Below are 24,962 nucleotides of genomic sequence, written 5' to 3'. Positions count from 1 at the left end.
AGGCGGAAGATTGTGCCATCTTCGCGCTTTCATACAAGCAATCGCTACCCTCTGTTTACCATAGGTCGAAAAGCACGGCCCTGATGATGCTTATCTGCATTCATGGGCATCGTTTTATCGTTTCCTTAAAGCCTCACCTGCAATCTGAACATCGTCGGGAATGTTCCTCTCGGATGTTCCGGGCCGATGAGTATGTGTATGAGTTTGAGTGAGTAGGGCACGTTGAACGCCATTCTTTTGAAAGCAGCTAAGACCGTTCGCACTGGCGTGCAGACGCTCGGCCGTTTTTACGAACGTTTCTGCCGCCGCTGGGTGATCAAGCCCGATACGACGGCCATGCGCGTTGTCGGCTCGGTCATTGCCGTGCCGGTGCTGCTTATCGCTGCCGTGCTGGCTTCCGGCCTTGCGTCGAGCCCGACCGAATTTGCCATTCTCGCTGCCAGCTTTGCCGGTGTGGCGATGATTTTCTGCGCTCTCTCGTCGATGGGATTGAGCGCTGCCATCCTCGGAACATTGAATTTTGCCGCCTATGGCGCTGGGCTTGCCACGATTGGCATGGTCTCCAGCAGCGATGCCGCCTTGTGGCTGATGGCGTCTGCCTTGCCGCTGGAAATCTGGCTTGTTAGCCGCAAGCCTGCGGCCGCAATCGCTGGTGCCGCTGTGGCCCTCGCCATTCTAAGCGCTTTTGCGATGACGAGCGGCGGTGTGATTGCCGGTGGTTCGCTGACATCCGTCACAGTGCTGGTTCTTTATGCGGCCAGCCTTGTTGCACGTAGCGTCGGTCTGACCGTCAAGCCGCAGCATAGCGAAGCGGTCGCGCGCCAAGTCGCTATTGCCGAAGGCGACGTGCAGTTCGTGCTCGATGCAGAAGGCGTCATCGCATCTGTTGGCAATAAGACTGCTAAGCTTCTTGGCATACAGCCAAAAATGCTGGAGGCGACCGCGCTGGTTGACCGCGTCCATGTGGCCGACCGCGTGCACTATCTTTCACTTCTGGCTGATCTGCGTTCGGGCATTGCGTCTCGTTGCGTCGATATTCGTCTGCGCTCCATCGAAGCTGGCAATCCGGTTTTCCGCGCCTATCGTCTGGAAGGCCTGACTGCTGCTGGCGTCATCACGCTGGTTGGTCGGTCGCTGGAAGGCGAACAGAAGCTTCTGGATGAAATCGCAACCTTGAAGGCCGAGCTGGAATCAGAGCGCGTCGGCAAGGGCCGTCTGCTTGCTTCAGTCAGCCATGAACTGCGCACGCCGCTCAATTCCATTATCGGTTTCTCCGACATGCTTTCGCATGGGGTGGGCGGTCAGCTCGCCAATGAAAAGCATCGCGAATATGCCGGTCTGATCCATCAGTCGGGGCATTATCTGCTGGAACTGGTGAATGCGGTTCTCGACAATTCGCGTCTGGAAACCGGCACTTACGGTATTGCGCCGCAGAGCTTTGCCTTCCGCGACGCGGTAGAAATGTGCACCTCCGTGCTGCTGCCGCAGGCGGAAAAGAAGGGCGTTGCCTTCTGTCACCGCGTTGGCGCTGGCGTCGGCGAACTGACGGCTGACCGCCGCGCAGTGCAGCAGATCCTGCTCAATCTGGCAGCCAATGCCGTGAAGTTCACCGAGACCGGCGGTTGCGTCACAATCGACGCTGCGCGGGTAGTGGCTGACGGTCGCGCCATGCTGGAAATCAGCGTTTCGGACACCGGTATCGGCATTGAGCCGGAAGACTTGCAGCGCATCGGCATGCCTTTTGTACGCGCCGACAACCGTTATACGCGCGCGCAGGAAGGAAGCGGCCTTGGACTATCCGTGGTCAAAGGCCTTGTGGAATTGCATCAGGGATCGATGAACCTCAAGAGCTGTCCCGGCGAAGGCACGGTCGTCACGATCCGCCTTCCGGTGGCAGGTCCGCACTATCTCGCGGGAGATGACGAACAACAGGAACTTGGCACGGTGATCGATATGCACCGTCACCAGGGAGAAAGGCGCAATGACTGGCAGAACGACGAAGACCGGGAGCAGAACCCAGAGCGGGTCGCAGAGCAGATCCACACGCAGACCCGTAAAACAGCGTAGTCTGGGGGCGCGGCTCCTTAAATTCTTCTTCAACTCGGCCTCGGCACTGGCCATAGTTGCCGGTGACTTTGTCGTGCGCAATCCGGTTCTGACCGGTGGGGCAACGGCTTTTCTCGTGGTGATGAGTTTCGTTTCCGCAAATGCACTCTGGTATCAGCCAGAGGCGCACAATGCCGTGTTCTTCCGCACAAGACCTGATTTCGTGTTCAAGCCGACGCCACGCGCGGTTCTGCCCGGCAGCGCTGCCGCCAGTCAGCCGGAAGCAAAGCCCGTCGAAACGGCAACGGTCGACCCGCAGCCTACCGGCAATACGACCGCGCAAGGCGTGAACGATGCGGACCTGTCGGCAGATCGCATGCATGTGACTGCGACGGACGATATGCTGCCCGCACTTGCGCCGAATGCCGATCTGGAGATCGCCCGTCTGCAGCAGCGTCTTTCCATGCTGGGTGTCTATAAGGGCCCGGTCGACGGCTTTACCGGCCCGCAGACCCGTGAGGCTGTGGATCGCTGGCGCGCTTTGCAGCAGAAGCTCGGCGTGCAGCAGGCCAGTGTTCCAGCACAGGTCGAAAGCCCGGCGACTGCTCAACAGGATGACGTCGCCAAGGCTATCGAAGTGGTGGCTGTGCCGACGCCGCGTCCGCAACTATCCGCGCAACCGGCTGTGTTGAAAAACGAGACAACTGCAAAGACGAAGCCTGATCTCGCCGCCTATCAAAAGCCGGTTCAGAAGAAGGAGCCGGCTGGCGCACCGGCAGGCCCGGCGGAGAAAATATCTTCGCAGGATATCATCCGCGTGCAGGCCGGGCTGAAGGCTTTCGGCAATGATATGGTGCCGGTCAATGGTCAGCCGGGCAAGGCGACGGAATCCGCGATTCGTGAGTTCCAGAAGCTGTTCGGCATGCGTCAGACTGGCGAAATTGATTCCACGCTCATCGCCAAGATGCGTGAAATCGGGCTCATCAGCTAGAAGCATTTCCAGCAAAAGTGCGAAGCGGTTTTGCGTCGGATAATGCGTAAGAAAAAAGTATTTACGCGACCATGCGACTGACATCAGATTTCTGGGTTTCAGCATTGATCCGCCGGGTGCAGGGCGAGGGCGGCTTTGCCTATCTTGCTCGCCGCGGATCAACGGAAGCGGGCGCGATCTTCATCAAGGTCAGCTCGCGTCTTGGCACGTGCGATCTCTATTCGCCAGCGCCGCAGACGTCCTATGAGGAAGACAATGATGGCGAGCGCAAGTTCCTACGCATTCTGCACGATGCCGATGACATGACGGCAGGTGACAGGATGCAGCGGGAAATCCGCTTTGATCCGGACCTGTGGCTGGTCGAACTGGAAGATGTGGCCGACGCGTCTTTGTTCTTCGCCATCGCGCAAGACGGCGAGACTTTCTAACTTTATTTGACGAGCCTGTTATCCGCAGCCGGTGCATCGCTATTGGCGGCGTCCGCCAGCGGTTCGTCATCATCGGCCATTTCGCGCAGTTTGCTGCGCAGCATGGCCGACATATCTTCGGCTTTCCAGCGGCGCACGAGCGCCATGGCTTTTTCCCGGTCGATGGAACGGTAGATATGCACGAATTCGCGCAGGCCGTCGCGGTCTGTGTCGATGGTACCAAGAACGGCGGTCATCACCAGAAAGCACTCGGCGGCTGGAAGGCCAAGCGCCTTCAGTGCGATAGGCAGGTGTGATTCCGGCCATTTCCCGATAACGGCATCGGCGCGCTCAAACGACAGATCAAGCGCATCGGCAAGCGCGTTGCGGAAAAACTGGCTGTCGATCAAAAGCGAGGTTTCGATCAGCCGGTCGGAACCGAGCAGCGTTCCCGCATTGAAGAATGGCTGTTGCAGCGCACGGGCCAGACGTTCCGAACTGCCGCCGCTCATCAAAGGCGCTTTGGCTGCCGACAGATCGGGTATTTGCGGTTTTTCAAGCGGCTCGGCTTCGATGTTCGCGAGGTTGTCTTGCAGCGTCAGCGTGCGGTCGATCACCGGATCGGCAAAGCTGCGCAGCACACCTTGCAGCAGAATATCGCCGGACTGGCGACGGGCAATGGCGCGGGCATGGGCAAGGCCATGTTGGTCGATGAGATCGATCAGGTCGCCCGGACGCAGCAGCGGCGAGCGCAAGAGAATGGGGGCGGAGATTTCCACCGGCTCGGCGGCAAGTGCCAGCACGACGCGGCGTGGAGCTTCTTCCAACTGGGCGAGGGCATTGGCCGCGTGACGTTTGCCGCGCGTGGTCGCGCATTGCAAAAGCGGCATCACCAGATCTTCGAGCTGCTGCATGTCCTGACGACCGGGGCGCGTGATACCGGCAAACGCAGAAATAGCGGCCGCCAAAAGGTCGTCCGCTTTGCTCCCCGCTTTTGAATTCGACGGGCTCCGGTTGCCTGAAATTTCCTCCAGGGCGCGGAACTGATCATTTGTCACGCAGAATACTCCGGTAGGCATACACTCGCTGCCATCAAAGGTCCCCGCAATGGCCAGCACACCGGATAATAGGCACGAAGCCTTAGCAACTCATTAACCGTGCCGTAGAAGATTTGGGATCGCCGGAGGCGCGTTCAGTTGCCCTCGAAGGGCGTGCACTGGGCATCGTCGAAGAAGCGTTGCACCTCTGCCTTCCAGGTCGCATCTGGCATAAAGACACGCAGAACAGCAGCACCCTCGCCGATATTTTGCTCGACCGCCAGAGACTGCGCATCGATCTGTGAACCATCCGCCTTGAGGCTCGCCATGCCGACAGGATCAGCGATGATGAGATCAAGCTTGCGCTCGTTGGAGACGTTATCGTTGATGCTGTAGAGATTATCGCCGTTCGGCGCATAGATCGACAAGGACCAATAGGGGACAATGCCCGTGGTGGTCATATGAACGGGCCCATCGGCCAGATCGAAGCGGCAGGTGGCTTCCTTGACCAGCGGGTCCCGATCGCTGACCGGTCCTTTCTTTTCATCAAGCGCGAAAAAGCGATAGGGTGTCGTCGCATTTTCGATGCGCGCCCAGGCATTCGTATCCGAGTAAACCGGAACGAGGAACAGCACGCAGATGTGGACGATGGCCGCGCCGACAAGACCGAGCAGGATGAGGCGGAGGAAACTACCCATGATTGTCATCCATGGCAATCGTCCCCTGTGCGAACAAGGGCAGGCATGACGAGATCGGACAGGCCGGACGAGCTTGCGGCGGGCGTGTCATAGAGTGTCATGACGAGAACCAGCCCGCCTTGGCCCTCCACCGGCAGCCAGTTTCCTGTACGGGCATCGGGACCGATGGTGATGGAAACGCTGCCGTCGCTATCATACAGGGCTTCCTGCGAATGAAGCGCTGCCTGCAGGCCATCACGCGGCTTAATGGGATTAAGGTTGGGCGTGGCCGGATAGACAGTCCAGAACCGGGCTGGCGGTGTAGCTCCCGTCAGGCGATAGGTGCAGCCGCGCTGCAAGTCGCGCCCGCTGCTGTCGCGGCGCGCATAGAAAGGCAAGCCTTCGGCTGTGCCAAGCGCCAGATAGGCCTTGCGGGCGGCGCGAGCGCGGGAATAGGGGTCGGCATCGGCCGTTCCATCGTCGGGAAACGCCGTCCATGCGCCGACCTGCAATTCCCCGAAACCGTTGAAACGGTCGAGAATGAAATGGACGCTGAAAATGCCTCCGCCGAGCGCAAGCGCCAGTACAAAAGCGGCTTTGAGAATGGTCTTAAGCATGGGTTGCGAGCTTATATCCTCAAAGTACCGAAATCTTGGTCCGCTCGGCAATCTTTGGCAGAGGCGGTGCGGCCATGAAACGCTCATGCAACTCCTTGAGAACCTTTGTTGCCATCGGTGAAAGAACCCGTGGCGGCGCGGCCATGGTTTCTTCCGGCTTGGCGTTGGCCACCTGTGGCGCCGGGTTTTTTGGTGGGGCGGGGAAGGGCGGCGTCACGCCGGGGATCGGCTTCAGTTCGACGTTTTGATGCGCATAGGACATCATGCGTTGCCAAGCCATGGCAGGCAGAATACCGCCGGTCATTTCCTTCATCGGCGTGAAATTGTCGTTGCCGAACCAGACTGCCGCCGTGAAATTGCCGGTGAAGCCGACAAACCACGCATCGCGATAATTCTGCGTTGTGCCGGTCTTGCCGCCAACGCGTGTCATAGGCAGCGCTGCACGGCGGCCCGTGCCGCGTTCCGGCACCTGAACCAGCATGGAATTCATTTCGAAGGCGGCTTTTTCCGACAAAGCGCGGTGCGGTTTGGGCGCGTCACGGCTGAAATCCCACAACACACGACCGTCTGAAGAAACGATCTGCGTGAAGGCGTGGCGATTGCCTGCCATGCCTGCATTTGGAAACACATTGAAGCCGGTGGCCTGATCCATCACCGTCATTTCGGATGTGCCGAGCACCATCGTCTTGTGGGATGAGATCGGCGATTCCACACCCATAGCCTTGGTCAGCGCCACGACCGGCGCGGTTGTCAGATAGTCCTTCGCAAGACGCACGGGCACGCTGTTCAGCGAACGCACGAGCGCTGTCGTCAGATCGACCCGGCCCGCAAAACTGCGGCCATAGTTGCGCGGTGACCAGTTACCCCAGCTGACCGGCGCATCGGAAACGATTGTATTGGGCGTAAGGCCCTTTTCCATCGCCGCTGCATAGACATAGGGCTTGAAGGACGACCCTGCCTGACGCAAAGCCCGGGTGGCGCGGTTGAACTGGCTTTCGCCATAATCGCGCCCGCCGACAAGCGCCCGCACTGAACCATCATTGGCGAGAACGACGGTTGCAGCTTCCGCCACATTATATTCCTTGCCGAACTGGCGCAGGTGATATTCGAGCGATTCCTCTGCTGCACGCTGGATATTGCTGTCCAGCGTGGTGCGAACGATCAGCGTGTGCTGCGGCATTTGCCCCGCGACGCGCTTGACCTCATCGAAGGCCCAGTCGAGGAAATAATCGGGGCTTTCATTCTTGGCGCGGTCGATAACGGTTGCTGGATGACGACGCGCAACGGCGACCTGACCTTCGCTCAGGAAGCCGCTTTCAACCATATTCGACAAGACGACATTGGCGCGTGCACGCGCGGCAGGCAAATTGACATGCGGCGCGAATTTGGCAGGCGCCTTGAACAGGCCTGCCAGCATGGCAGCTTCGGCGAGCGAGACATCCTTGATGTTCTTGCCGAAATAGAATTCGGAAGCGGCTGCGATGCCGAATGTGCCGCCACCCATATAGGCGCGGTCGAGATAGAGCTGCAGGATTTCCTTCTTGCTCAGATTGCTTTCTAGCCACAGGGCGAGGAAGGCTTCCTTGATCTTGCGTTCCAGCGTTCGTTCGTTGGAAAGAAACAGGTTCTTTGCAAGCTGCTGGGTGATGGTCGAGCCACCCTGCACAACGCCATTTGCACGCATATTCTGGCTGAGTGCGCGGCTCAAGCCCCAGAAATCGATGCCGTAATGGTCGAAGAAGCGGCGGTCTTCGGTGCCCAGAACCGCCTTGATGACATGATCCGGCAATTCGTCGATGGGGACGGCCTGACGGTGCAAAATGCCGCGCTGGCCGATTTCATTGCCGTAGCGGTCGAGGAAAGTGACGGCGTAATCGTCCTGCGCGCGCCAGTCTTTCTTGGTTTCCTCAAAAGCGGGCAACGCCAGCATGAGGAGCACCACGGAACCTGCAACGCCGAGCGTGAAACCTTCGTCCAGAACCTCAACAACAAAGCGCCGGAAGCCGCGCACGCGAAAGCGGCGCGAGAAGATGGTGATGTTTTCCCACCATTCGCCCAGACGGAAATGCAGATTGTACAAGCCTGAATCGATCCAGGCGTCGAGTCCAATCAGGCGTGAAACCCGGAAGGGTTTCCGCTGCTTTTTTCCGGAATCTTTGTCTGCCGTATGACGCATAAACTCTGACTTCGGCACTAGAGGATCGGGAAATACAGTGAACTTGCTCTTATAATATAGCAAACTAATAGGCCACGAGCCTAGTGGGTGGAAGTTGACGTTTGGTTGCCAGCCGACAGACGAGCAAAAATTAAGTGGCAATCGTGAAAAGAACGCTGAAACATGAAGTTGCCAGATAATTTTTAATGCCATTATTTGTCCCGCCGATGAAACAGGTACTCAGTTTGCGCTCATCTTTTCGTAACGGCTCAAATGTCAAACTGAACCATGTCAACAAAAATAGGAATATAATCCTTGACTGCGTAACGGTATTTATGTAGCCTTTAGTCAGGGTCGAAGAAGTGTTGGCCCTGATGGATGAATGCCCGGAGCTAACGGGATCTAAAGATTTGTAACCTCGCAGGCGCACTTGCTAGCGGGGTTTTTTGTTTTGGGTGTGTGGCACCGCAGGCCTCCAGCATAAAATGAGCTCCTGCCGTCCGTTGCAGATATCGGCCACCCGTCGCGTAGCGCTCGTCAAGAGTGTGGAAGCTCCAGGAGCTTGATCAATATTGGGGATTCTCATGAGCAATTTGAACGATATGCTTGTTTTTGCCATGGCATCGCCATGGTTTGCCAAAGTGACAGGTGCAGTTGCAGGGGCGGTGGTCTCACTTGTCTATACTTTTCCCCGAAGTAGACGCGAAATGGTCGCTCGCTTGGTCGTTGGTGTAATATGTGGGGTGATTTTTGGCGGGGCCGTTGCAGTTAGAATTGCTAACTCATTTGGCCTCACGCTAACATTTGATAAAACCGAACTGATGTTAATGGGATCGGCGTCAGCCAGTTTTTCTGCTTGGTGGACGCTGGGGCTTCTCAAGTGCTTCATAAAGCGGCAAGCACCCCCATCTCTGCTGCATGTCCCTTCTGACAAAAACGGCATGAACGGCAATGTGTGAATAAAGTTGGAAGATAATCGCAGCTGATGGTCTTAGAGCCTGTTCCAAAAAGGGTTGAGCGATTTCAGTAGGTTATGATTCAATCGGATTTCTGACATACGATGGAGATCACGATGGTCTGGACTGAAACCGCTCGCCGACAGTATGACCGTCGCAATTGGCGTTATGCAACTGATTTAACGGATGCCGAATGGTTGATTATTGAGCCCCTGATGCCAGGGTCCAACCGCCTTGGACGCCCTCGAAAGACGAACCTGCGTGAAGTGGTGAACGCGCTTCTTTATATAGCCTCTTCAGGCGGCACCTGGCGGCTTCTTCCAACGGATTTTCCGCCGTTTTCCACGGTACAGAAATACTTTTATCGATGGCGGGATGAAGGGACACTGAGCGCAATCAACAACACGCTTGTTATGGTAGCACGCGAGTTGGCGGATAAGCAGCCTAGTCCAACAGCTGGTGTGATCGATAGCCAGTCGGTGAAAACGACGGAAAGTGGCGGAATACGGGGCTTTGATGCTGGGAAAAAGATCAACGGACGCAAGCGTCATATTGTGGTTGATACACTGGGTTTGATGGTTGGTCTCGTGATCCATTCGGCGGGCATTCAGGACAGAGATGGTGCGCCGGATGTCTTGAAAACCATTCTCAAACGGTGGCCATGGTTACGGCATATCTTTGCTGACGGCGGATATGCAGGACCAAAACTCAAAGGCAGGTTAGAAAAGGTCGGGAAGTTTACACTGGAAATCGTCAAGCGGTCCGATCACGCTGAAGGTTTTGAAGTCCTCCCGCGCCGATGGGTTGTCGAGCGCACATTTGCATGGCTGGGAAGGTGTCGCAGACTGGCCAAAGACTTCGAGAAAAACATCGCTTCTTCTGAAGCGTGGATTTACATCGCAAATATACGCTTACTCACACGACGGATCGCAAGGACCTGATATCGTTACATTCATTATGATTCAGGCTCTTAAAGATGCCAGCAACTATGCCTCGTTTGAGAACTCAGCTGAGGTATTTTAAGTTATCCTCCAAAACTTGTTATGGTGTGATACTCTCTTCGTGCGATATGTATTCTTCTGCAGACTGGGCAGAATGCAGCGTTATCATGCGGATCGTCTGTTGTTCTGATACACGCGTTTAACAATGTAACATTCTTAATCTTTTGAAGAATTTTGGGTTTAGCGGAGGAAGCAGAGAAGCTCTCTCGCGCCGAGCCTTTGCCTAGCTCCGGTTAATGGTAGCGTCAGGTGCCGCTGTGCGGCGCGAGCAGGAAACTGCCCGGTGTGGATTTATGCCAAAGCGATTCGCACCGCCGACGTGGGCGTCGGCGCGTTTGAACTGCGGGTTGCGATGGTCAGCACAAAAATCGGAGCCGGTGATATGGCTGTACTCAATCTGGCGGCTGGCTTATAATTTCTTGGAGAAACAAAATGACAGACGACAAGGGCTGGTATCTTTCCCGCACCGTCTGGGCGGGGCTAGTCTCGATTATTCTAGGGCTGGCGGGGGCTTTTGGGGTCGCAGACAGCGATATCGATCAAGTTGCGCTAACGGATGTTTTACTGCAACTGGCCGCTGCAATCGCCGGAATTGTTACGATATTCGGTCGCATCAAGGCAACTTCGCGCATTTCATAATTTCACAAAGCGTGATAGCAAGGGGAAATTATCCTTTAAGGTCTATAGCGAGAACAGCCTGTTCATGCATCGTTCAGCTGTCGTGCGCTATATAAGGCGGCATGATGAAAAAGAACTCTGCACTCAAAGTTTTCGCGCTTCTCGCGGTGAGTTTTGGCTTGTTGCCCATCGGCGGCATTGTCGATGCTGGCGCCATGCCGATTGCTGCGCCGCAGACCTCCAATCTTCTGATTGCGGCTGCCGGTGACTGTGCCGCCGTGGGCGAACAGGTTGCCGCCAAACAAGGCGGGCAACTTGCCAAGGCCACGCCTTCTACCCAGAACGGCGCGCCGGTCTGTGTTGTCGTCGTGCTCGTTCCGGGCCGCGACGGCGAACGTCCGCGCCGCGTCGAAGTGGCTGTGCCCAATCGATAAAAATTCCCGGCATGGGTTTTGAAGCCGGTTTGCATTGTCATGGGCAGACCGGCTTTTCCGTTGCTTATGATCCGTTGAAGGGAGACAGCCCGCTTGCGTATCCTGATTGTTGAGGACGACAAGGACCTGAACCGGCAACTTTCCGATGCGATGGTTGCCGCAGGTTACGTGGTCGATAGCGCCTATGACGGCGAAGAGGGCCACTTTCTGGGTGATACGGAACCGTATGATGCGGTGATTCTCGATATCGGCCTGCCGCATATCGACGGCATCAGCGTTGTGGAACGCTGGCGTCGCAACGGGCGCGCCATGCCTGTCCTCATGCTCACCGCCCGTGACCGCTGGAGCGACAAGGTTGCCGGTATCGATGCCGGTGCGGACGATTATGTCGCCAAGCCTTTTCATATTGAGGAAGTTCTTGCCAGGCTTCGTGCGCTCATCCGCCGTGCTGCCGGACATGCCTCGTCGGAGATGGTCTGCGGCCCGCTGCATCTCGACACCAAGACCTCCAAGGCCAGTGTCGATGGCATATCGCTGAAGCTGACCTCGCATGAATATCGGCTTTTGTCCTACCTGATGCATCATATGGACGAGGTGGTTTCCCGCACGGAACTGGTGGAGCATCTCTACGATCAGGATTTCGATCGCGATTCCAATACGATTGAAGTTTTCGTCGGGCGCCTCCGCAAAAAGATGGGCGTTGATCTCATCGAGACCGTACGCGGCATGGGCTATCGTATGCGCTCCGATGCAGGCGCTGATCCGAAGGGGAACGACAACTGAAGCGTTTTCGCGTCATCCCATCGCTCCGCTCTCTCGCCGTTCGCGTTGTCACATTGTCGACGCTATGGGTGATTGCGGCACTGGTGGTGGTCGCTACCCTCATCGGGTCGCTTTACAGCGATGCCGCCCGCAGCAATTTCGAACGGCTTCTCACCGCGCATCTGTTCAGCCTCGTCGGCGCTGTCAGCGTTTCGGCGGAAGGTGTGCTTCAGGGACGACCGGAGCTGGGCGAATTGCGCTATTCCAGCCCACTTTCCGGCTGGTACTGGTCGGTAGACCCGATCGCACCCAATATGAGCGGGAAGCTGGAATCGCCATCGCTGATTGGACGTATCGTCCCGGAAATGCCGATAACACAGGCGCCTTTCGACAGTTCCTTCATGCGCAGCTATTCCTTGCCGGGGCTTAACGGCGAAGAGCTTTCCATCGTCGAAACGGAAGTTGTGCTGGATAATTCTGGCCGCGTGGCCCGTTTCCGCGTGATGGGCAATCTCAGCGAAGTCATGAATGAGATTTCCGATTTTAAGACAAAGCTCGCCGCATATTTGGCGGTGTTCGGCATCGGCAGTATCCTGATCAATGCGGCAATCATTCTGTTCGGTTTGCGCCCGCTGGATAAGGTGCGTCAGGCGCTTACCGATATTCGCGAGGGACGCTCATCGAAGCTCGATGCCTCGCTGCCGATGGAAATCGCGCCGCTTGCCCGCGAAATGAATGCGCTGATCGAAAACAATCGCCGAATCGTTGAACGATCCAGAACGCAGGTTGGCAATCTCGCCCATTCGCTGAAGACGCCGCTCTCCGTGCTTGTCAATGAAGGTCGCACCATTGGCGGCGATCAGGGACGCGTCGTGCAGGAGCAGAGCGAGGCCATGCAGGTGCAGATCCAGCACTATTTGCAACGCGCGCGCATTGCAGCGCAGCGGGACAGCGTGGTTTTCCGCACTTCTGTCGCGCCGGTGATGGAGCGCATGCATCGCGTAACTGCCAAGCTTAACCCTGCACTCCATGTCAGCTTGCGCAATGATTTCCCGCACGCGATCTTCGCTGGCGAAAAGGAAGACCTTGAGGAAATCGTCGGCAATCTTTTGGAAAATGCGGGAAAATGGGCGGGGCGCCGTGTCAGTATTACTGTGAGGTCAGCCTCGGATGCCCAGCGGCAGTTCGAAATCGCGATCGAGGATGATGGGCCGGGACTAGAGGCTGACAAGATCGAGGCAGCGTTGAAACGCGGCAGCCGCGTGGACGAAACCAAGCCGGGGACGGGTCTTGGTCTTGCCATCGTGCAGGATACGGTTCGCGAATATGGCGGGCAGCTGCATCTGGACAAAAGTCCGATGGGAGGCTTGCGCGTTCGTACCGTGTTGCCGCTTGCGGAAGATTAAGGTTGCGATTTAAGTTAAAGCGATGTCTTTGCTTTTTAGCATTTGCGTATGCAAAACGATTTCGCACTTTTGCTGAAAATGCTCTAAGAAGCTGACATTTATAGAGCGCATGATGCGATAATATGCAAGCTCATTGGTTCATGAGGGCCGGTTTGTTATGATGATGAAATTCAGGTTTTCTTCTCCGGCTGTGGTTGTTCCAACCCTGGTTGCCCTGTCGATGGTCTTGACGGCATGCGGGACATCGGGCGGTGGCAGAGGGCTGACGTCGCTGGGCGGTTCGTCATCGTCAGCGAAGCCGGAATCGAGCCTGCTCGCATCTCTGGGCAACGGCCTACTCGGCAATACGGCAAACCAGCTCAGCCCGGGCGACCGGAGAAAGGCGCTGGAAGCTGAATATCGCGCTCTCGAATATTCTCCGGCGGGCAAAGCCGTTTCGTGGAGCGCCGGGTCGAATTCCGGTGATGTGACGGCGGCGCAGCCTTATCAGGTCGGCTCACAGAACTGCCGCCAATATTCGCATACTTTCGACATTGGCGGTTCGCAGCAAACCGTGCGCGGCACTGCCTGCCGCAATACGGACGGCAGCTGGACACCGCTGACCTGATCTGTCGCAAACAGACCATTGGAACCGCGAGCACGCCTTTGCGGCGAATTGCCCTAGGCGGCCAGTTGTGACAGGTATTGGTTGGTTTTTCCCATGCCTACGCTTAAGTCGTAGCCATGGGATTTTGGTTGATTGCAGCATTACTGACGTTAGCAGCCACTTTGGCTGTCTTGTTGCCTCTCACGCGGCGCAAGCAGGCTTTTTTGCCTGCCGAAAAGAATGATCTTGAGGTCTATCGCGATCAGCTGCGCGAAGTCGAAGCAGATGCCGCCCGTGGCATGATCGATGCGCAAAGCGCCGAACAGGCACGGATTGAAATCTCCCGTCGTATTCTGAGCGCCGAAAAAGAAAGCCAGGACGCCGCGAGCGCAGCGCAGTCTGCGGGTTCAGGCCGCGTTCTGGCACTCATCGCCGTACTGGCCGTGCCGCTGATCGCATGGGGCGTCTATCCGCTGTTTGGCAAGCCGGACGTGCCGTCCATGCCGCTTGCCGGGCGTCTCTCCGATAATCCTGATCGCGGTTCGGTCGATGAACTCGTGGCACGGGCGGAAGCGCATCTGGCGAAAAATCCTGATGATGCACGCGGCTGGGACGTGCTGGCGCCGATCTACATGCGTCTTGGTCGCCCGGCTGATGCGGTGAATGCCTATCGTTCTTCCATCCGCATCGACGGTGAAAATTTCCCGCGCCTGCTGGGTCTGGCGGAAGGGCTTGCCGCCGTTTCAGGCGGCACGATCACTGCCGAGGCAGAGTCGTTTCTGAACAAGGCAGTTGAGCTTGAGCCAAACGATCCGCGTCCGCAGTTCTATCTTGCGCAAGGCGAGATGCAGGATGGCCGCCCGGATGCTGCGATTGCCCGTCTCAAGACACTTCTGGACAAGGCTCCAGCCGATGCTCCCTGGCGTGGTCAGGTCGAGCAGGCTATCGCGCGGCTGAGCAATCCTTCGGACAATCAGCCGACCCAGCAAAATGGCCCGTCATCCGACGATGTCGAGGCGGCCTCGTCTCTGTCGGCGGAAGATCGTCAGGCCATGATCGAGGGTATGGTTCAACGTCTGGATGAAAGTCTTCGCCAGAATAGTGGGGATGTCGAAGGCTGGAAGCGTCTCGTGCGGTCCTATATGATCCTGCATCGCCGCGATGCGGCGCTTGATGCCCTGAACCGGGGCATGACCGCCCTTGCGGAAGAACAGCGGACCGAGCTTCGCAGTTTCGCATCCGGCTTGGGCTTAGAGGCACAAAAATGAGCGCGACCGCAGAAGAAAACGCACGCAAGCCAAAGCCGGCCAGCAGTCTTGCCCGAACAATTGGCCAGAGAAAACGCAAGCGCCTTATACTGATCGGAGGCGCGCTGGCGGTTCTGGCCGTGGCGGTGGGGCTGATGCTGATGGCCTTCAATCAGGACATCCGGTTCTTCCGCACGCCCGCCGACCTGACGGAGCAGGAATTGACCTCGGGCTCGCGCTTCCGCCTTGGCGGTCTGGTTGAGGAGGGCTCGGTCAGGCGCGATGGCAGTGAGCTGTACTTTACGGTCACCGATACGATCAAGACCGTGAAAGTGGTGTTTGAAGGCATTCCGCCAGACCTGTTCCGCGAAGGGCAGGGTGTGGTGGCTGAAGGGCGTTTCGGACAGGACGGCGTGTTCCGCGCCGACAACGTGCTTGCCAAGCACGACGAAAATTATGTTCCAAAAGACCTTGCCGACAGCCTGAAAGCCAAAGGCGTCTGGGAGGGCAAATAACCATGCGTGAGCGTTTGGATAGATCGGGAGACTGCCTATGAGTGTCGAGATCGGCCATTTCGCGCTGGTGCTGGCGCTGGCTCTGTCGATTGTTCAGTCGGTCGTGCCGGTTATCGGTGCGCGCCGACGCGACACGCAGCTTATGTCGGTGGCCGTGCCAACGGCGATTGCAGTCTTCGCGCTGGTCTGCCTGTCTTCAGCGGTTCTGGTTCACGCTTATGTCGTGTCGGATTTCTCTGTGCTGAATGTCGTCGAAAACTCGCATTCGCAAAAGCCGCTCCTCTACAAGATCACCGGCGTTTGGGGAAACCACGAAGGCTCCATGCTGTTGTGGGTGTTCATCCTGACGCTTTTCAGCGCGTTGGTCGCAGCATTTTCCGGCAACCTGCCTGAAACTTTGCGCGCCAATGTTCTGGCCGTTCAGGGCTGGATCGGCGTGGCCTTTCTGGCCTTCATCATCTTCACGTCGAACCCGTTCACCCGCATTCTTCCGGCTCCAATGGAAGGCGGCGATCTCAATCCGATCTTGCAGGATATCGGCCTCGCCATTCATCCGCCGCTGCTTTATCTCGGTTATGTCGGCTTTTCGGTCTGCTTTTCCTTTGCGGTTGCGGCCCTTCTGGAAGGTCGTCTTGATGCGGCCTGGGCGCGCTGGGTGCGCCCGTGGACACTGGTCGCATGGACGTTCCTGACCGGCGGTATCGCGATGGGTTCCTACTGGGCCTATTACGAGCTTGGCTGGGGCGGCTGGTGGTTCTGGGATCCGGTTGAAAACGCGTCCTTCATGCCCTGGCTGGTCGGCACCGCCTTGCTGCATTCCGCGCTGGTCATGGAAAAGCGCTCGGCGCTCAAAATCTGGACAGTCCTGCTGGCGATCCTGACCTTCTCGCTGTCGCTGCTTGGAACTTTCCTCGTCCGCTCGGGCGTGCTGACTTCGGTACACAGTTTTGCGACCGATCCCGGTCGTGGGCTTTTCATTCTTGCCATTCTCGCCATTTTCATCGGCGGTTCTTTGTCGCTGTTTGCCCTTCGCGTGCAAAGCCTGACGGCGGGTGGCATTTTCCATCCAATCTCGCGGGAAGGGGCACTGGTCTTCAACAACCTGTTCCTGACCACTGCCGCCGCGACTGTTCTGATCGGCACACTTTATCCGCTGCTGCTTGAAGTCATGACCGGCGAAAAGATTTCCGTTGGCGCACCGTTCTTCAATATGACATTTGGCCCGCTGATGATTCCGCTTTTGTGTGCGGTTCCGTTTGGTCCGCTTCTCGCATGGAAGCGCGGCGACCTTTACGGCGTTTCCCAGCGCTTGATGACGGCTTTCGCTCTGGCGCTGGTGGCTGCCGGTATCGTGCTCTGGACCACTTCGGCAAAATCGCTGCTGGCGGCTTGCGGCGTGGGTCTCGCTGCCTGGTTGATTTTCGGCAGCCTCACCGATCTGGTGCAGAAGGCTGGTATCGGCAAGGTTTCGGCAACGAAAGCATGGGCCCGTTTCAAGGGCCTGCCGCGCTCGGTTTTCGGAACAGCTCTGGCGCATATCGGTCTTGGTGTGACGCTGCTCGGCATTGTCAGCGTGACGACCTTCGGCACCGAAAATGTACTCATCATGCGTGCAGGCGACACGGTTAAAGTTCAGGACTACACATTGCGGTTCGAAGGGCTTCGGCCTTTGACCGGTCCGAACTTCACAGAAAATCGCGGCACGTTCACGCTGCTCGATTCGAGCGCGCGCGATCTTGGCCGGATAGAGCCATCCAAGCGCTTTTTCCCCGCACGCCAGATGCCGACGACAGAATCGGGCATTCGCACGCTCTGGTTCAGTCAGGTCTATGTGGCGCTTGGCGACGAGCCGGGTGACGGTTCGGTGGTTGTCCGTATCTGGTGGAAGCCGCAGGTGACGCTGATCTGGTATGGCGCATTGGTCATGATGCTGGGCGGCCTGTTTTCGCTCGCCGACCGCCGTTTGCGTGTTGGCGCACCCGCGTCCAAGCGAAAGACCACGTCGCAGGAAGCGGAGGCTGCAGCATGAAGATGCGCAAACTCTTTGTCATGTGTGCTCTCGCTATTGCTCTGGTATTGCAGGGCACGGCAGCCTTTGCCGTCAATCCGGATGAGGTTCTGCCCGATCCGGTGCTTGAAAAGCGCGCCCGCACCATTTCCGGCGAATTGCGCTGCATGGTCTGCCAGAACGAATCCATCGATGATTCGAATGCGGAGCTTGCCCGCGATCTGCGTCTTCTCGTCCGCGATCGTCTGAAGGCAGGCGATACGGACGCTCAGGTGCTGGACTTTGTCGTCGCCCGTTATGGTGAGTTCGTGCTGTTGAAGCCGCGCCTGTCGGCCCGCACCGTTTTGCTTTGGGGTTTCCCGGTCATTGTGCTTGTGATCGGCGCTGTGGCGCTTGTCTTTGCGTTTCGTGGACGACGAAGGCTCGGCGAAGCAGCGCAGCCGCTTTCTGAAAGCGAAAAAGCAGAACTCGCCCGTCTTCTGAATAATAAATAGTTTTCGATATTTACGAGCGATTTTCTCCCTCGCTCACGGTGAACCTTACGAAACTTTCATGTTGCGGAAATTGAGCGGTAAGGTAGCTCTAACTATCTTGCGCTCTATAAAGGAATTACAGGGCCTCGTTTCCCAAGACGAGAGCGAAGGCCGGATTACCGCTCGTAAGGAGAAATAGATGTCCAGAGCTAGCACTTCCCATTATCGCAAGAGCGTTGCAGCTGTCGCAGTTTGCGCTGCCCTTGCCGGCGCGTTCGTTGCGACTGGCCCGCTTGGCGCGCTCAATGATGCGCGTGCGGAAGCCGTTCAGGTGACGCCGCCGCAGCAGACTGTCGGCTTTGCCGATCTGGTGGCAAAGGTACGTCCGGCTGTTGTCAGCGTGACCGTGAAGAAGAATGTGCAGGACGCAGACAATAGCGGCGGCGGTCAGAATTTCGGATCGCGTGGTTTCGACCAGCTTCCCGACGATCATCCGCTCAAGCGCTTCTTCCGTGATTTCGGCATGGAGCCGCCACGTGGCGATGCGCGTCCGGGTGCACGTCCTGATCGCGGTCCCGGCAAGCGTCCTGGCCGTCCGGGTCATGAACGCCCATATGCACAGGGTTCCGGTTTCTTCATCTCTGAAGACGGTTATGTCGTCACCAACAACCACGTCGTTTCCGACGGTGACGCCTATAGCGTCGTCATGGATGACGGCACCGAACTCGACGCCAAGCTGATCGGTACTGATCCACGCACCGACCTTGCCGTTCTGAAGGTCGATGATGCCAAGCGCAAGTTCACCTATGTCGCTTTCGGCGATGACAATCAGGTTCGCGTCGGCGACTGGGTTGTCGCAGTCGGCAATCCGTTCGGTCTCGGCGGTACGGTGACTTCGGGTATTGTTTCGGCCCGTGGCCGTGACATCGGCGCTGGTCCTTACGACGACTTCATCCAGATCGATGCGGCCGTCAACAAGGGCAATTCGGGTGGTCCGGCCTTCAACCTGTCCGGTCAGGTCGTCGGTATCAACACCGCCATCTTCTCGCCGTCGGGCGGCAGCGTCGGCATCGCCTTCGCAATCCCGTCGGGCACCGCAAAGCAGGTCGTCGATCAGCTCATCAAGAAGGGCTCGGTTGAACGCGGCTGGATCGGTGTGCAGATACAGCCGGTGACGAAGGATATCGCCGCTTCGCTTGGTCTGGCCGAAGAAAAGGGCGCAATCGTCGCTTCGCCGCAGAAGGATGGTCCTGCAGCCAAGGCTGGCATTCAGTCCGGTGACGTGATTACCGCCGTGAATGGTGAGCCGGTTCAGGATCCGCGTGATCTGGCCCGTAAGGTTGCCGGTATCAATCCGGGCGAAAAGGCTGCACTCAGCGTCTGGCGCAAGAACAAGGCTGAAGAAATCAGCATCACCATCGAAGCCATGCCGCAGGATCTGAAGCAGGCCGGTGGCGCGACTGATGAAGGCAAGGGCAGCCAGCAGAATGAAACGCTCGACAGCTACGGCCTGACCGTCACGCCTTCGGAAGATGGCACCGGTGTTGTGGTTACCGACGTCGATCCCGATAGCGATGCCGCTGATCGTGGTGTGCGCTCCGGCGATGTCATCGTCAGCGTCAACAATCAGGCTGTGAAGACTGCCAAGGATATCAACAGCGCCATTAGCGAAGCCTCCAAGTCGGGTCGCAAGGCTGTGCTGCTGCAACTGCAGAGCAATGATCAGAGCCGCTTCGTGGCCCTGCCGATCGATCAGGGTTGATGACCGGCATCCGCAGCGACTTTTGATGAACTGGATGCCAGGCGGGTAACTGCCTGGCATCATCTTAGAGCGCGTTTCGATCTGATTGTATCAGATCTGCGCTCTAAGTTTTTGTTTGCGCACATCTTATCCGAAAACCGTCTTACACTTTTCGGGATGTGCTTTATCTCCGAATGTAATTTATAAGTGGCGCCATGAAAATTCTCGTTATTGAAGATGACCGCGAAGCTGCTCGTTATCTGGAGAAAGCTTTCAGCGAAGCCGGGCATTCGGCAGATATCGCCGGTGACGGCGAGACCGGCTACACATTGGCCGAAAACGGTACTTATGACGTGCTGGTCGTTGACCGCATGCTGCCGAAGCGCGACGGGCTTTCCGTTGTGGCTGGCCTGCGTGCCAAGGGCATGGAAACGCCAGTGCTGATTCTATCGGCGCTCGGTGAAGTGGATGACCGCGTGACGGGCCTGCGTGCCGGTGGCGACGATTATCTGACCAAGCCATATGCGTTTTCGGAGCTTCTCGCGCGTGTGGAGGTGTTGCAGCGCCGTTCCAGCCCACGCGAGGCCGACACGATTTATCGCGTCGGCGATCTCGAACTCGACAGGCTAGCGCATACCGCGCGCCGTCAGGATGTTGACATCACGCTGCAACCGCGTGAATTCCGTCTGCTTGAATATCTCATGCGTCATGCCGGTCAGGTTGTGACCCGCACCATGCTGCTTGAAAATGTCTGGGATTATCACTTCGACCCCCAGACCAATGTGATCGACGTGCATATTTCGCGCCTGCGCTCCAAGATCGAAAAGGGCTTTGACGGCCCGCTACTGCACACGGTGCGCGGCGCCGGTTACATGTTGAAGGCCGGGCGTACAAAACAGACCGCCGCCAAGGTGGACTGATGGGTCGGTTTTCTGCGCTTATGCGCACCACGGCGGTGCGTCTGTCGGCTCTTTATCTGCTTCTCTTTGTCGTCGGCGCTGTCGCTTTGGTCTTCTACATGACCAATCTGTCGGCTTCGATTCTCACTGCCCAGACACAACAGGCGCTGGGTGAAGAAGTGGCGAGCATTGGCAAGAGCTATGCGCGCGGCGGTATTCCGCAGCTTGTGCGCAGCATAGACTATCGTTCGCGCCAGCCGGGCGCCTATCTCTATCTGGTTGCCGATCCATCGGGGCGCATTCTGGCGGGCAATGTCGAAAGCGTAGAGCCCGGCGTGCTGGACACGGATGGCATTGTCGAGCGGGCCTTCGTCTATAAGCGCTATGGTGAGCAGGGGACGGAAAGCGACCACCGCGCCGTCGCCGTGGTGATTGCTCTGCCGAACGGCATGCGTCTGCTGGTTGGGCGTGATCTCGGCGAGCCGGAGCGGTTTCGCGATATCATCCGTAGCTCGTTGATGCTGGCGCTTGGCATCATGGGTGCAGGCGCGCTGCTGATCTGGCTCTTTGTCGGACGTCGCGCCTTGAAGCGTATCGATGACGTGTCCAAGGCTTCGCAGCGCATCATGGATGGTGACCTGACCGGACGTTTGCCGGTCAACGGTTCCGGCGATGAGTTCGACCGTCTATCAGGCAATCTCAACGTGATGCTCGGGCGGATACTGGAGCTGAACGAAGGACTGAAGCAGGTTTCCGACAATATTGCCCACGATCTCAAGACGCCGCTCACTCGTCTGCGCAACCGCGCCGAGGAAGCTTTGGCTGGCAAGAAGGCCGGCCCCGAATATCGCGAGGCGCTTGAAGATATCATCAGTGAGTCGGATCAGCTGATCCGCACCTTCAACGCGATCCTGATGATCTCGCGTCTGGAAGCCGGTTATTCGGCGGAAAATCTCGAAGATTTGCCCGTCGCGCCCATCGTGCGGGATGTGGCGGAAATGTACGAACCGGTTGCCGAAGATGCAAATGTAAAGCTGACGCTTGGTGCCTTGGACGAGGTGGTGCTGCATATCAACCGCGAACTGGTTGGTCAGACGGTTTCCAATCTCGTGGACAATGCGATCAAATATGCCGGTGGCGAGGAGCGCGAGGCCAATGTGTCGCTTGCCATGGAGCGCGACGCCAACTGGGTGCGGATCATCGTTGCCGATAACGGGCCGGGCATTCCGGAGGAAAAACGCGAACAGGCGACAGAACGTTTCGTCCGTCTTGAGGAAAGCCGCACACAGCCGGGTTCCGGCCTCGGTTTGAGTCTTGCCAAGGCGGTCATGAAGTTGCACGGTGGCGCGCTTCGTCTTGAAAGCAACGAACCGGGATTGCGTGCCGTTCTGGAGTTTCCGTTGCCGCATGGCGAGGTGAAATAGCAAAATGTAAGAGGGGATCATGGCGGCTGACGATACAAAGGAACTGTTTTTCGAGAGAGACCTTTGTGCGCTGACGCCGCTCGATCCTGATCGGGCGCGATCCTTCCTCGCCGACCTGATAGAGCGGTCCCGTGAGGACGAACTGTCAGATGTCGTCGCTCTGCTGGAAAAGAAGAAGGCTTCGGCCTTCCTGTCGGCGGTGCTCGATCTGTCGCCGTTCATTCGCGAAGCGCTGACCCGGCATCCGTCTATTCTGAGCCGCATCGTTTCTGCTTCGCCCGAAACCGCGTTGCACGACATTCTCGCGACGGTTTCGCTCTGCGGCATGGAGGAGGGCGCGAGCGAAGCATCGCTCATGACCGATCTGCGCCGCTTCAAACGCGAAGCGCATGTGCTGATCGCGCTTTGCGATCTGGCCCAGATTTTCAATACGGAAGCCACCACCGGCTGGCTGACAGAACTGGCTGAAGCCTGCACCGGCGCTGCCGTGCGCTTTTTGCTGCGCGATGCGGATGCGGCTGGGAAAATCAATCTGCCCGACCGCAACAAGCCCGACAAGGACTGCGGCTGGATCGTGCTGGGCATGGGCAAATTCGGCGCGCGCGAACTGAACTATTCCTCCGATATCGACCTGATCGTCTTTATCGACGAAACCAAACCGGCCATCGGCGATCCTTATGAATGCGTTGACACGTTTTCGCGCCTGACACGGCGGCTTGTCCGTATCCTCCAGGACCGCACGGCGGACGGCTATGTCTTCCGCGTCGATCTTCGCTTGCGTCCTGATCCGGGGTCGACGCCGCTTGCGATTCCCGTTGGCGCTGCGCTGCATTATTACGAAGGGCGCGGCCAGAACTGGGAGCGCGCCGCCATGATCAAGGCGCGACCCGTCGCCGGTGATCGTGCCTCCGGTCGTCAGGTGCTGGCGGAACTCTCTCCTTATGTCTGGCGCAAATATCTCGATTATGCGGCGATTGCCGATGTTCATTCGATCAAGCGGCAAATCCACGCCCATAAGGGCCACGGCGACATTGCCGTTCACGGTCACAATGTGAAGCTCGGGCGCGGGGGTATCCGCGAGATCGAGTTCTTCGTCCAGACCCAGCAGCTGATTGCTGGCGGGCGCTTCCCGGAGCTGCGCGGCAATCAGACTGTGCCGATGCTGGGCCAGTTGGCAGAGCGCGGCTGGATCACGGAAAAGGCGCGCGATGCGCTGGCGAAGGAATATTACTTCCTGCGCGATGTGGAACACCGCATCCAGATGATCGCCGACGAACAGACCCATATTCTTCCCGAGGACGATGAAGGCTTTGCCCGTGTCGCTCATATGATGGGCTATGCCGATGCGGCTGAGTTCTCGGAGGTTTTCCTCGACGCGCTCAAGATCGTTGAAAAGCACTATGCGGCGCTTTTTGAGCAGGCGCCGGAACTCGGCACATCGACGGGCAATCTCGTCTTCACCGGCGATGTGGATGATCCGGGTACGCTGGAAACGCTCGCAGCCATGGGCTATGAGCGCCCCAGCGACATCTGCCGGGTTATCCGCACCTGGCATTTCGGGCGCTATCGCGCCACCCAGTCGGCGGAAGCGCGCGAGCGCCTGACCGAATTGACGCCTGCGCTCCTCAATGCCTTCGCCGAGACCAAGCGCGCCGATGAGTCGCTGTTGCGTTTCGACAGTTTCCTGCAAGGGCTTCCAGCGGGCATCCAGCTTTTCAGCCTGCTTCAGTCCAATCCGCGCCTGCTCAATCTGCTTGTGATGATCATGAGCGCCGCGCCGCGGCTGGCCGAAATCATCACGCGCAATCCGCATGTTTTCGACGGTCTGCTAGACCCGGCAATCTTTTCAGAGATGCCGACCCGCTCCTATCTGGAAGAACGGCTGCGCGTCTTTCTCGGAGCCGCGACGGACTACGAGGAAGTGCTGGATCGGCTGCGCATCTTCGCGGCAGAGCATCGTTTCCTCATCGGCATTCGCCTGTTGACGAGCGCGATTGACGGTGTGCGCGCCGGGCGCGCTTTTTCCGATCTGGCTGAGCTGATGATCGGTAAGGCATTTGAGGCTGTTGAAGCCGAATTGCAGCGTCGCCACGGCAAGGTCAAAGGCGCGAAATCGGCGCTGCTCGCCATGGGCAAGCTCGGCAGTCGTGAGCTAACTGCGGGTTCCGATGTCGATCTGATCCTGCTTTACGATCACGACACGGATGCCGATGAATCTGACGGTGAAAAGCCGCTCGCTCCGTCGCAATATTATATTCGCCTGACGCAACGCCTGATCGCCGCTCTGTCCGCACCGACGGCGGAAGGTGTGCTCTATGAAGTCGACATGCGTTTGCGCCCTTCGGGAAACAAGGGGCCTGTCGCAACTCATATCGAGTCCTTCGGCAAGTATCAGCGGACAGAGGCCTGGACCTGGGAGCATATGGCGCTCACGCGGGCACGCCCGATCCATGGCGACGAGAGCTTTATTACGCATATCACGGCGGAGATCGACGAGGTGCTGTCAGCACCCCGTGACGTGAAGAAGATCGCCAAGGACGTGCGCGAAATGCGCGACCTGATCTATCAGGAAAAGCCGCCGCGTGATGACTGGGATTTCAAGCTGAAGCCCGGCGGCATTGTCGATCTGGAATTCATCGCGCAATTCGCGGTTCTGGTTGGGAACGTTACCAAGAAGCCGCGCCCGCTGGGAACGGAAGAGGTTCTTGGCTCGCTCGACCCGGCCTATGCCGAACCCGCGCTCGCCGACAGTATGGTCGAAGCGCATCGGCTTTATACGAATTTGAGCCAGACCATTCGCTTATGCCTCGGCAGCGATGCGCCGCGAGACGAGTTCATTCCGGGTATGATTGATCTTCTCTGCCGCGCTGCCGATATGCCGGATATCAAGCGCGTTGAACATCATCTGACCGAACTGGCGAAGGAAGTCCGCGCGAGTTTTGAAAAGCTTGTAAGCGCTTAA

The 24,962-nt window shown here is 57.8% G+C and carries 23 protein-coding genes; 19 read left to right on the top strand and 4 right to left on the bottom strand.

Annotated features, from left to right (window positions below):
• Positions 1-222: 222 nt before the first annotated feature.
• From ACTJKP_RS09645 to ACTJKP_RS09635, 3 genes are all read left to right on the top strand, one after another.
• Positions 223-2,067 (top strand): sensor histidine kinase, encoded by a 1,845-nt coding sequence (locus ACTJKP_RS09645; protein ID WP_440630470.1) that lies wholly within the window; start codon positions 223-225, stop codon positions 2,065-2,067.
• Complete coding sequence (locus ACTJKP_RS09640) at positions 1,982-3,037, top strand: peptidoglycan-binding domain-containing protein (protein WP_440630469.1); 1,056 nt, start codon at positions 1,982-1,984, stop codon at positions 3,035-3,037. Before ACTJKP_RS09645 ends, ACTJKP_RS09640 begins: the two co-directional genes overlap by 86 nt.
• Before the next feature lie 71 nt (positions 3,038-3,108).
• Entirely contained in the window at positions 3,109-3,465 is a 357-nt protein-coding gene (locus ACTJKP_RS09635; protein ID WP_078340175.1) for a DUF1491 family protein, read from the top strand.
• 2 nt (positions 3,466-3,467) lie between these two features.
• On the opposite strand, the gene ACTJKP_RS09630 is transcribed toward ACTJKP_RS09635, so the two are convergent.
• From ACTJKP_RS09630 to ACTJKP_RS09615, 4 genes are all read right to left on the bottom strand, one after another.
• Positions 3,468-4,502 (bottom strand): DUF2336 domain-containing protein, encoded by a 1,035-nt coding sequence (locus ACTJKP_RS09630; protein ID WP_440630468.1) that lies wholly within the window; start codon positions 4,500-4,502, stop codon positions 3,468-3,470.
• Positions 4,503-4,636: 134 nt separating this feature from the next.
• On the bottom strand, positions 4,637-5,179 hold the full coding sequence (locus ACTJKP_RS09625; RefSeq protein WP_138785729.1) for a DUF1254 domain-containing protein: 543 nt from the start codon (positions 5,177-5,179) through the stop codon (positions 4,637-4,639).
• A 5-nt stretch (positions 5,180-5,184) separates the two neighbouring features.
• Positions 5,185-5,775 (bottom strand): DUF1214 domain-containing protein, encoded by a 591-nt coding sequence (locus ACTJKP_RS09620; RefSeq protein WP_440630467.1) that lies wholly within the window; start codon positions 5,773-5,775, stop codon positions 5,185-5,187.
• A 19-nt stretch (positions 5,776-5,794) separates the two neighbouring features.
• Entirely contained in the window at positions 5,795-7,951 is a 2,157-nt protein-coding gene (locus ACTJKP_RS09615) for a penicillin-binding protein 1A (RefSeq protein WP_440630466.1), read from the bottom strand.
• A 563-nt stretch (positions 7,952-8,514) separates the two neighbouring features.
• On the opposite strand from ACTJKP_RS09615, the gene ACTJKP_RS09610 reads away from it, so the two are divergent.
• The 16 genes from ACTJKP_RS09610 (at position 8,515) to ACTJKP_RS09535 (ending at position 24,962) form a co-directional block, all read left to right on the top strand.
• Positions 8,515-8,889, top strand: coding sequence for a DUF6107 family protein (locus ACTJKP_RS09610; RefSeq protein ID WP_440630465.1), 375 nt, complete (start codon positions 8,515-8,517; stop codon positions 8,887-8,889).
• Between the two features lie 113 nt (positions 8,890-9,002).
• The gene (locus ACTJKP_RS09605) at positions 9,003-9,827 is read left to right on the top strand and encodes an IS5 family transposase (protein ID WP_440630464.1); all 825 of its coding nucleotides are present in this window, start codon (positions 9,003-9,005) and stop codon (positions 9,825-9,827) included.
• Between the two features lie 343 nt (positions 9,828-10,170).
• Positions 10,171-10,302, top strand: coding sequence for a hypothetical protein (locus tag ACTJKP_RS09600; protein ID WP_440630463.1), 132 nt, complete (start codon positions 10,171-10,173; stop codon positions 10,300-10,302).
• A 17-nt stretch (positions 10,303-10,319) separates the two neighbouring features.
• Positions 10,320-10,526, top strand: coding sequence for a hypothetical protein (locus ACTJKP_RS09595; RefSeq protein ID WP_440630462.1), 207 nt, complete (start codon positions 10,320-10,322; stop codon positions 10,524-10,526).
• A 104-nt stretch (positions 10,527-10,630) separates the two neighbouring features.
• Positions 10,631-10,939 carry a hypothetical protein gene (locus ACTJKP_RS09590; RefSeq protein WP_078340170.1) on the top strand — a complete coding sequence of 103 codons (309 nt, stop codon included), beginning with the start codon at positions 10,631-10,633 and terminating at the stop codon, positions 10,937-10,939.
• 93 nt (positions 10,940-11,032) lie between these two features.
• Positions 11,033-11,722: a response regulator transcription factor gene (locus tag ACTJKP_RS09585; RefSeq protein WP_440630461.1), complete on the top strand. Its 690-nt coding sequence runs from the start codon at positions 11,033-11,035 to the stop codon at positions 11,720-11,722.
• A gap of 53 nt (positions 11,723-11,775) precedes the next feature.
• Positions 11,776-13,107 (top strand): ATP-binding protein, encoded by a 1,332-nt coding sequence (locus tag ACTJKP_RS09580; protein WP_440630460.1) that lies wholly within the window; start codon positions 11,776-11,778, stop codon positions 13,105-13,107.
• Positions 13,108-13,264: 157 nt separating this feature from the next.
• Positions 13,265-13,714: a hypothetical protein gene (locus ACTJKP_RS09575; RefSeq protein WP_440630459.1), complete on the top strand. Its 450-nt coding sequence runs from the start codon at positions 13,265-13,267 to the stop codon at positions 13,712-13,714.
• Between the two features lie 116 nt (positions 13,715-13,830).
• Positions 13,831-14,961, top strand: a complete 1,131-nt coding sequence (gene ccmI / locus ACTJKP_RS09570; RefSeq protein ID WP_440630458.1) for a c-type cytochrome biogenesis protein CcmI — start codon at positions 13,831-13,833, stop codon at positions 14,959-14,961.
• Positions 14,958-15,455, top strand: a complete 498-nt coding sequence (gene ccmE, locus ACTJKP_RS09565) for a cytochrome c maturation protein CcmE (protein ID WP_440630457.1) — start codon at positions 14,958-14,960, stop codon at positions 15,453-15,455. Before ccmI ends, ccmE begins: the two co-directional genes overlap by 4 nt.
• Before the next feature lie 37 nt (positions 15,456-15,492).
• The gene (locus tag ACTJKP_RS09560; protein ID WP_440630456.1) at positions 15,493-17,484 is read left to right on the top strand and encodes a heme lyase CcmF/NrfE family subunit; all 1,992 of its coding nucleotides are present in this window, start codon (positions 15,493-15,495) and stop codon (positions 17,482-17,484) included.
• Complete coding sequence (locus ACTJKP_RS09555) at positions 17,481-17,957, top strand: cytochrome c-type biogenesis protein (RefSeq protein ID WP_440630455.1); 477 nt, start codon at positions 17,481-17,483, stop codon at positions 17,955-17,957. The genes ACTJKP_RS09560 and ACTJKP_RS09555 overlap by 4 nt, the downstream gene beginning before the upstream one ends.
• 178 nt (positions 17,958-18,135) lie before the next feature.
• Positions 18,136-19,698 (top strand): Do family serine endopeptidase, encoded by a 1,563-nt coding sequence (locus ACTJKP_RS09550; protein ID WP_078340163.1) that lies wholly within the window; start codon positions 18,136-18,138, stop codon positions 19,696-19,698.
• Positions 19,699-19,892: 194 nt separating this feature from the next.
• Complete coding sequence (locus ACTJKP_RS09545) at positions 19,893-20,597, top strand: response regulator transcription factor (protein ID WP_078340162.1); 705 nt, start codon at positions 19,893-19,895, stop codon at positions 20,595-20,597.
• Positions 20,594-22,000: a sensor histidine kinase gene (locus ACTJKP_RS09540; protein ID WP_176168360.1), complete on the top strand. Its 1,407-nt coding sequence runs from the start codon at positions 20,594-20,596 to the stop codon at positions 21,998-22,000. Before ACTJKP_RS09545 ends, ACTJKP_RS09540 begins: the two co-directional genes overlap by 4 nt.
• Positions 22,001-22,019: 19 nt before the next feature.
• Positions 22,020-24,962 (top strand): bifunctional [glutamine synthetase] adenylyltransferase/[glutamine synthetase]-adenylyl-L-tyrosine phosphorylase, encoded by a 2,943-nt coding sequence (locus tag ACTJKP_RS09535; RefSeq protein ID WP_440630454.1) that lies wholly within the window; start codon positions 22,020-22,022, stop codon positions 24,960-24,962.

This window comes from Brucella sp. 22210 (genome assembly GCF_052045675.1).
Classification (GTDB): domain Bacteria; phylum Pseudomonadota; class Alphaproteobacteria; order Rhizobiales; family Rhizobiaceae; genus Brucella.
This window is presented reverse-complemented; position numbering and strand designations above follow the sequence as displayed.

Excerpts from the sequence above, each read along its gene's own strand:
- ACTJKP_RS09640 (WP_440630469.1), top strand. The coding sequence starts at position 1,982 with ATGACTGGCAGAACGACGAAGACCGGGAGCAGAACCCAGAGCGGGTCG.
- ACTJKP_RS09635 (WP_078340175.1), top strand. The coding sequence starts at position 3,109 with ATGCGACTGACATCAGATTTCTGGGTTTCAGCATTGATCCGCCGGGTG.
- ACTJKP_RS09625 (WP_138785729.1), bottom strand. The coding sequence starts at position 5,179 with ATGGGTAGTTTCCTCCGCCTCATCCTGCTCGGTCTTGTCGGCGCGGCC.
- ACTJKP_RS09620 (WP_440630467.1), bottom strand. The coding sequence starts at position 5,775 with ATGCTTAAGACCATTCTCAAAGCCGCTTTTGTACTGGCGCTTGCGCTC.
- ACTJKP_RS09615 (WP_440630466.1), bottom strand. The coding sequence starts at position 7,951 with ATGCGTCATACGGCAGACAAAGATTCCGGAAAAAAGCAGCGGAAACCC.
- ACTJKP_RS09610 (WP_440630465.1), top strand. The coding sequence starts at position 8,515 with ATGAGCAATTTGAACGATATGCTTGTTTTTGCCATGGCATCGCCATGG.
- ACTJKP_RS09605 (WP_440630464.1), top strand. The coding sequence starts at position 9,003 with ATGGTCTGGACTGAAACCGCTCGCCGACAGTATGACCGTCGCAATTGG.
- ACTJKP_RS09595 (WP_440630462.1), top strand. The coding sequence starts at position 10,320 with ATGACAGACGACAAGGGCTGGTATCTTTCCCGCACCGTCTGGGCGGGG.
- ACTJKP_RS09590 (WP_078340170.1), top strand. The coding sequence starts at position 10,631 with ATGAAAAAGAACTCTGCACTCAAAGTTTTCGCGCTTCTCGCGGTGAGT.
- ACTJKP_RS09575 (WP_440630459.1), top strand. The coding sequence starts at position 13,265 with ATGATGATGAAATTCAGGTTTTCTTCTCCGGCTGTGGTTGTTCCAACC.
- ccmI (WP_440630458.1), top strand. The coding sequence starts at position 13,831 with ATGGGATTTTGGTTGATTGCAGCATTACTGACGTTAGCAGCCACTTTG.
- ccmE (WP_440630457.1), top strand. The coding sequence starts at position 14,958 with ATGAGCGCGACCGCAGAAGAAAACGCACGCAAGCCAAAGCCGGCCAGC.
- ACTJKP_RS09560 (WP_440630456.1), top strand. The coding sequence starts at position 15,493 with ATGAGTGTCGAGATCGGCCATTTCGCGCTGGTGCTGGCGCTGGCTCTG.
- ACTJKP_RS09555 (WP_440630455.1), top strand. The coding sequence starts at position 17,481 with ATGAAGATGCGCAAACTCTTTGTCATGTGTGCTCTCGCTATTGCTCTG.
- ACTJKP_RS09550 (WP_078340163.1), top strand. The coding sequence starts at position 18,136 with ATGTCCAGAGCTAGCACTTCCCATTATCGCAAGAGCGTTGCAGCTGTC.
- ACTJKP_RS09545 (WP_078340162.1), top strand. The coding sequence starts at position 19,893 with ATGAAAATTCTCGTTATTGAAGATGACCGCGAAGCTGCTCGTTATCTG.
- ACTJKP_RS09535 (WP_440630454.1), top strand. The coding sequence starts at position 22,020 with ATGGCGGCTGACGATACAAAGGAACTGTTTTTCGAGAGAGACCTTTGT.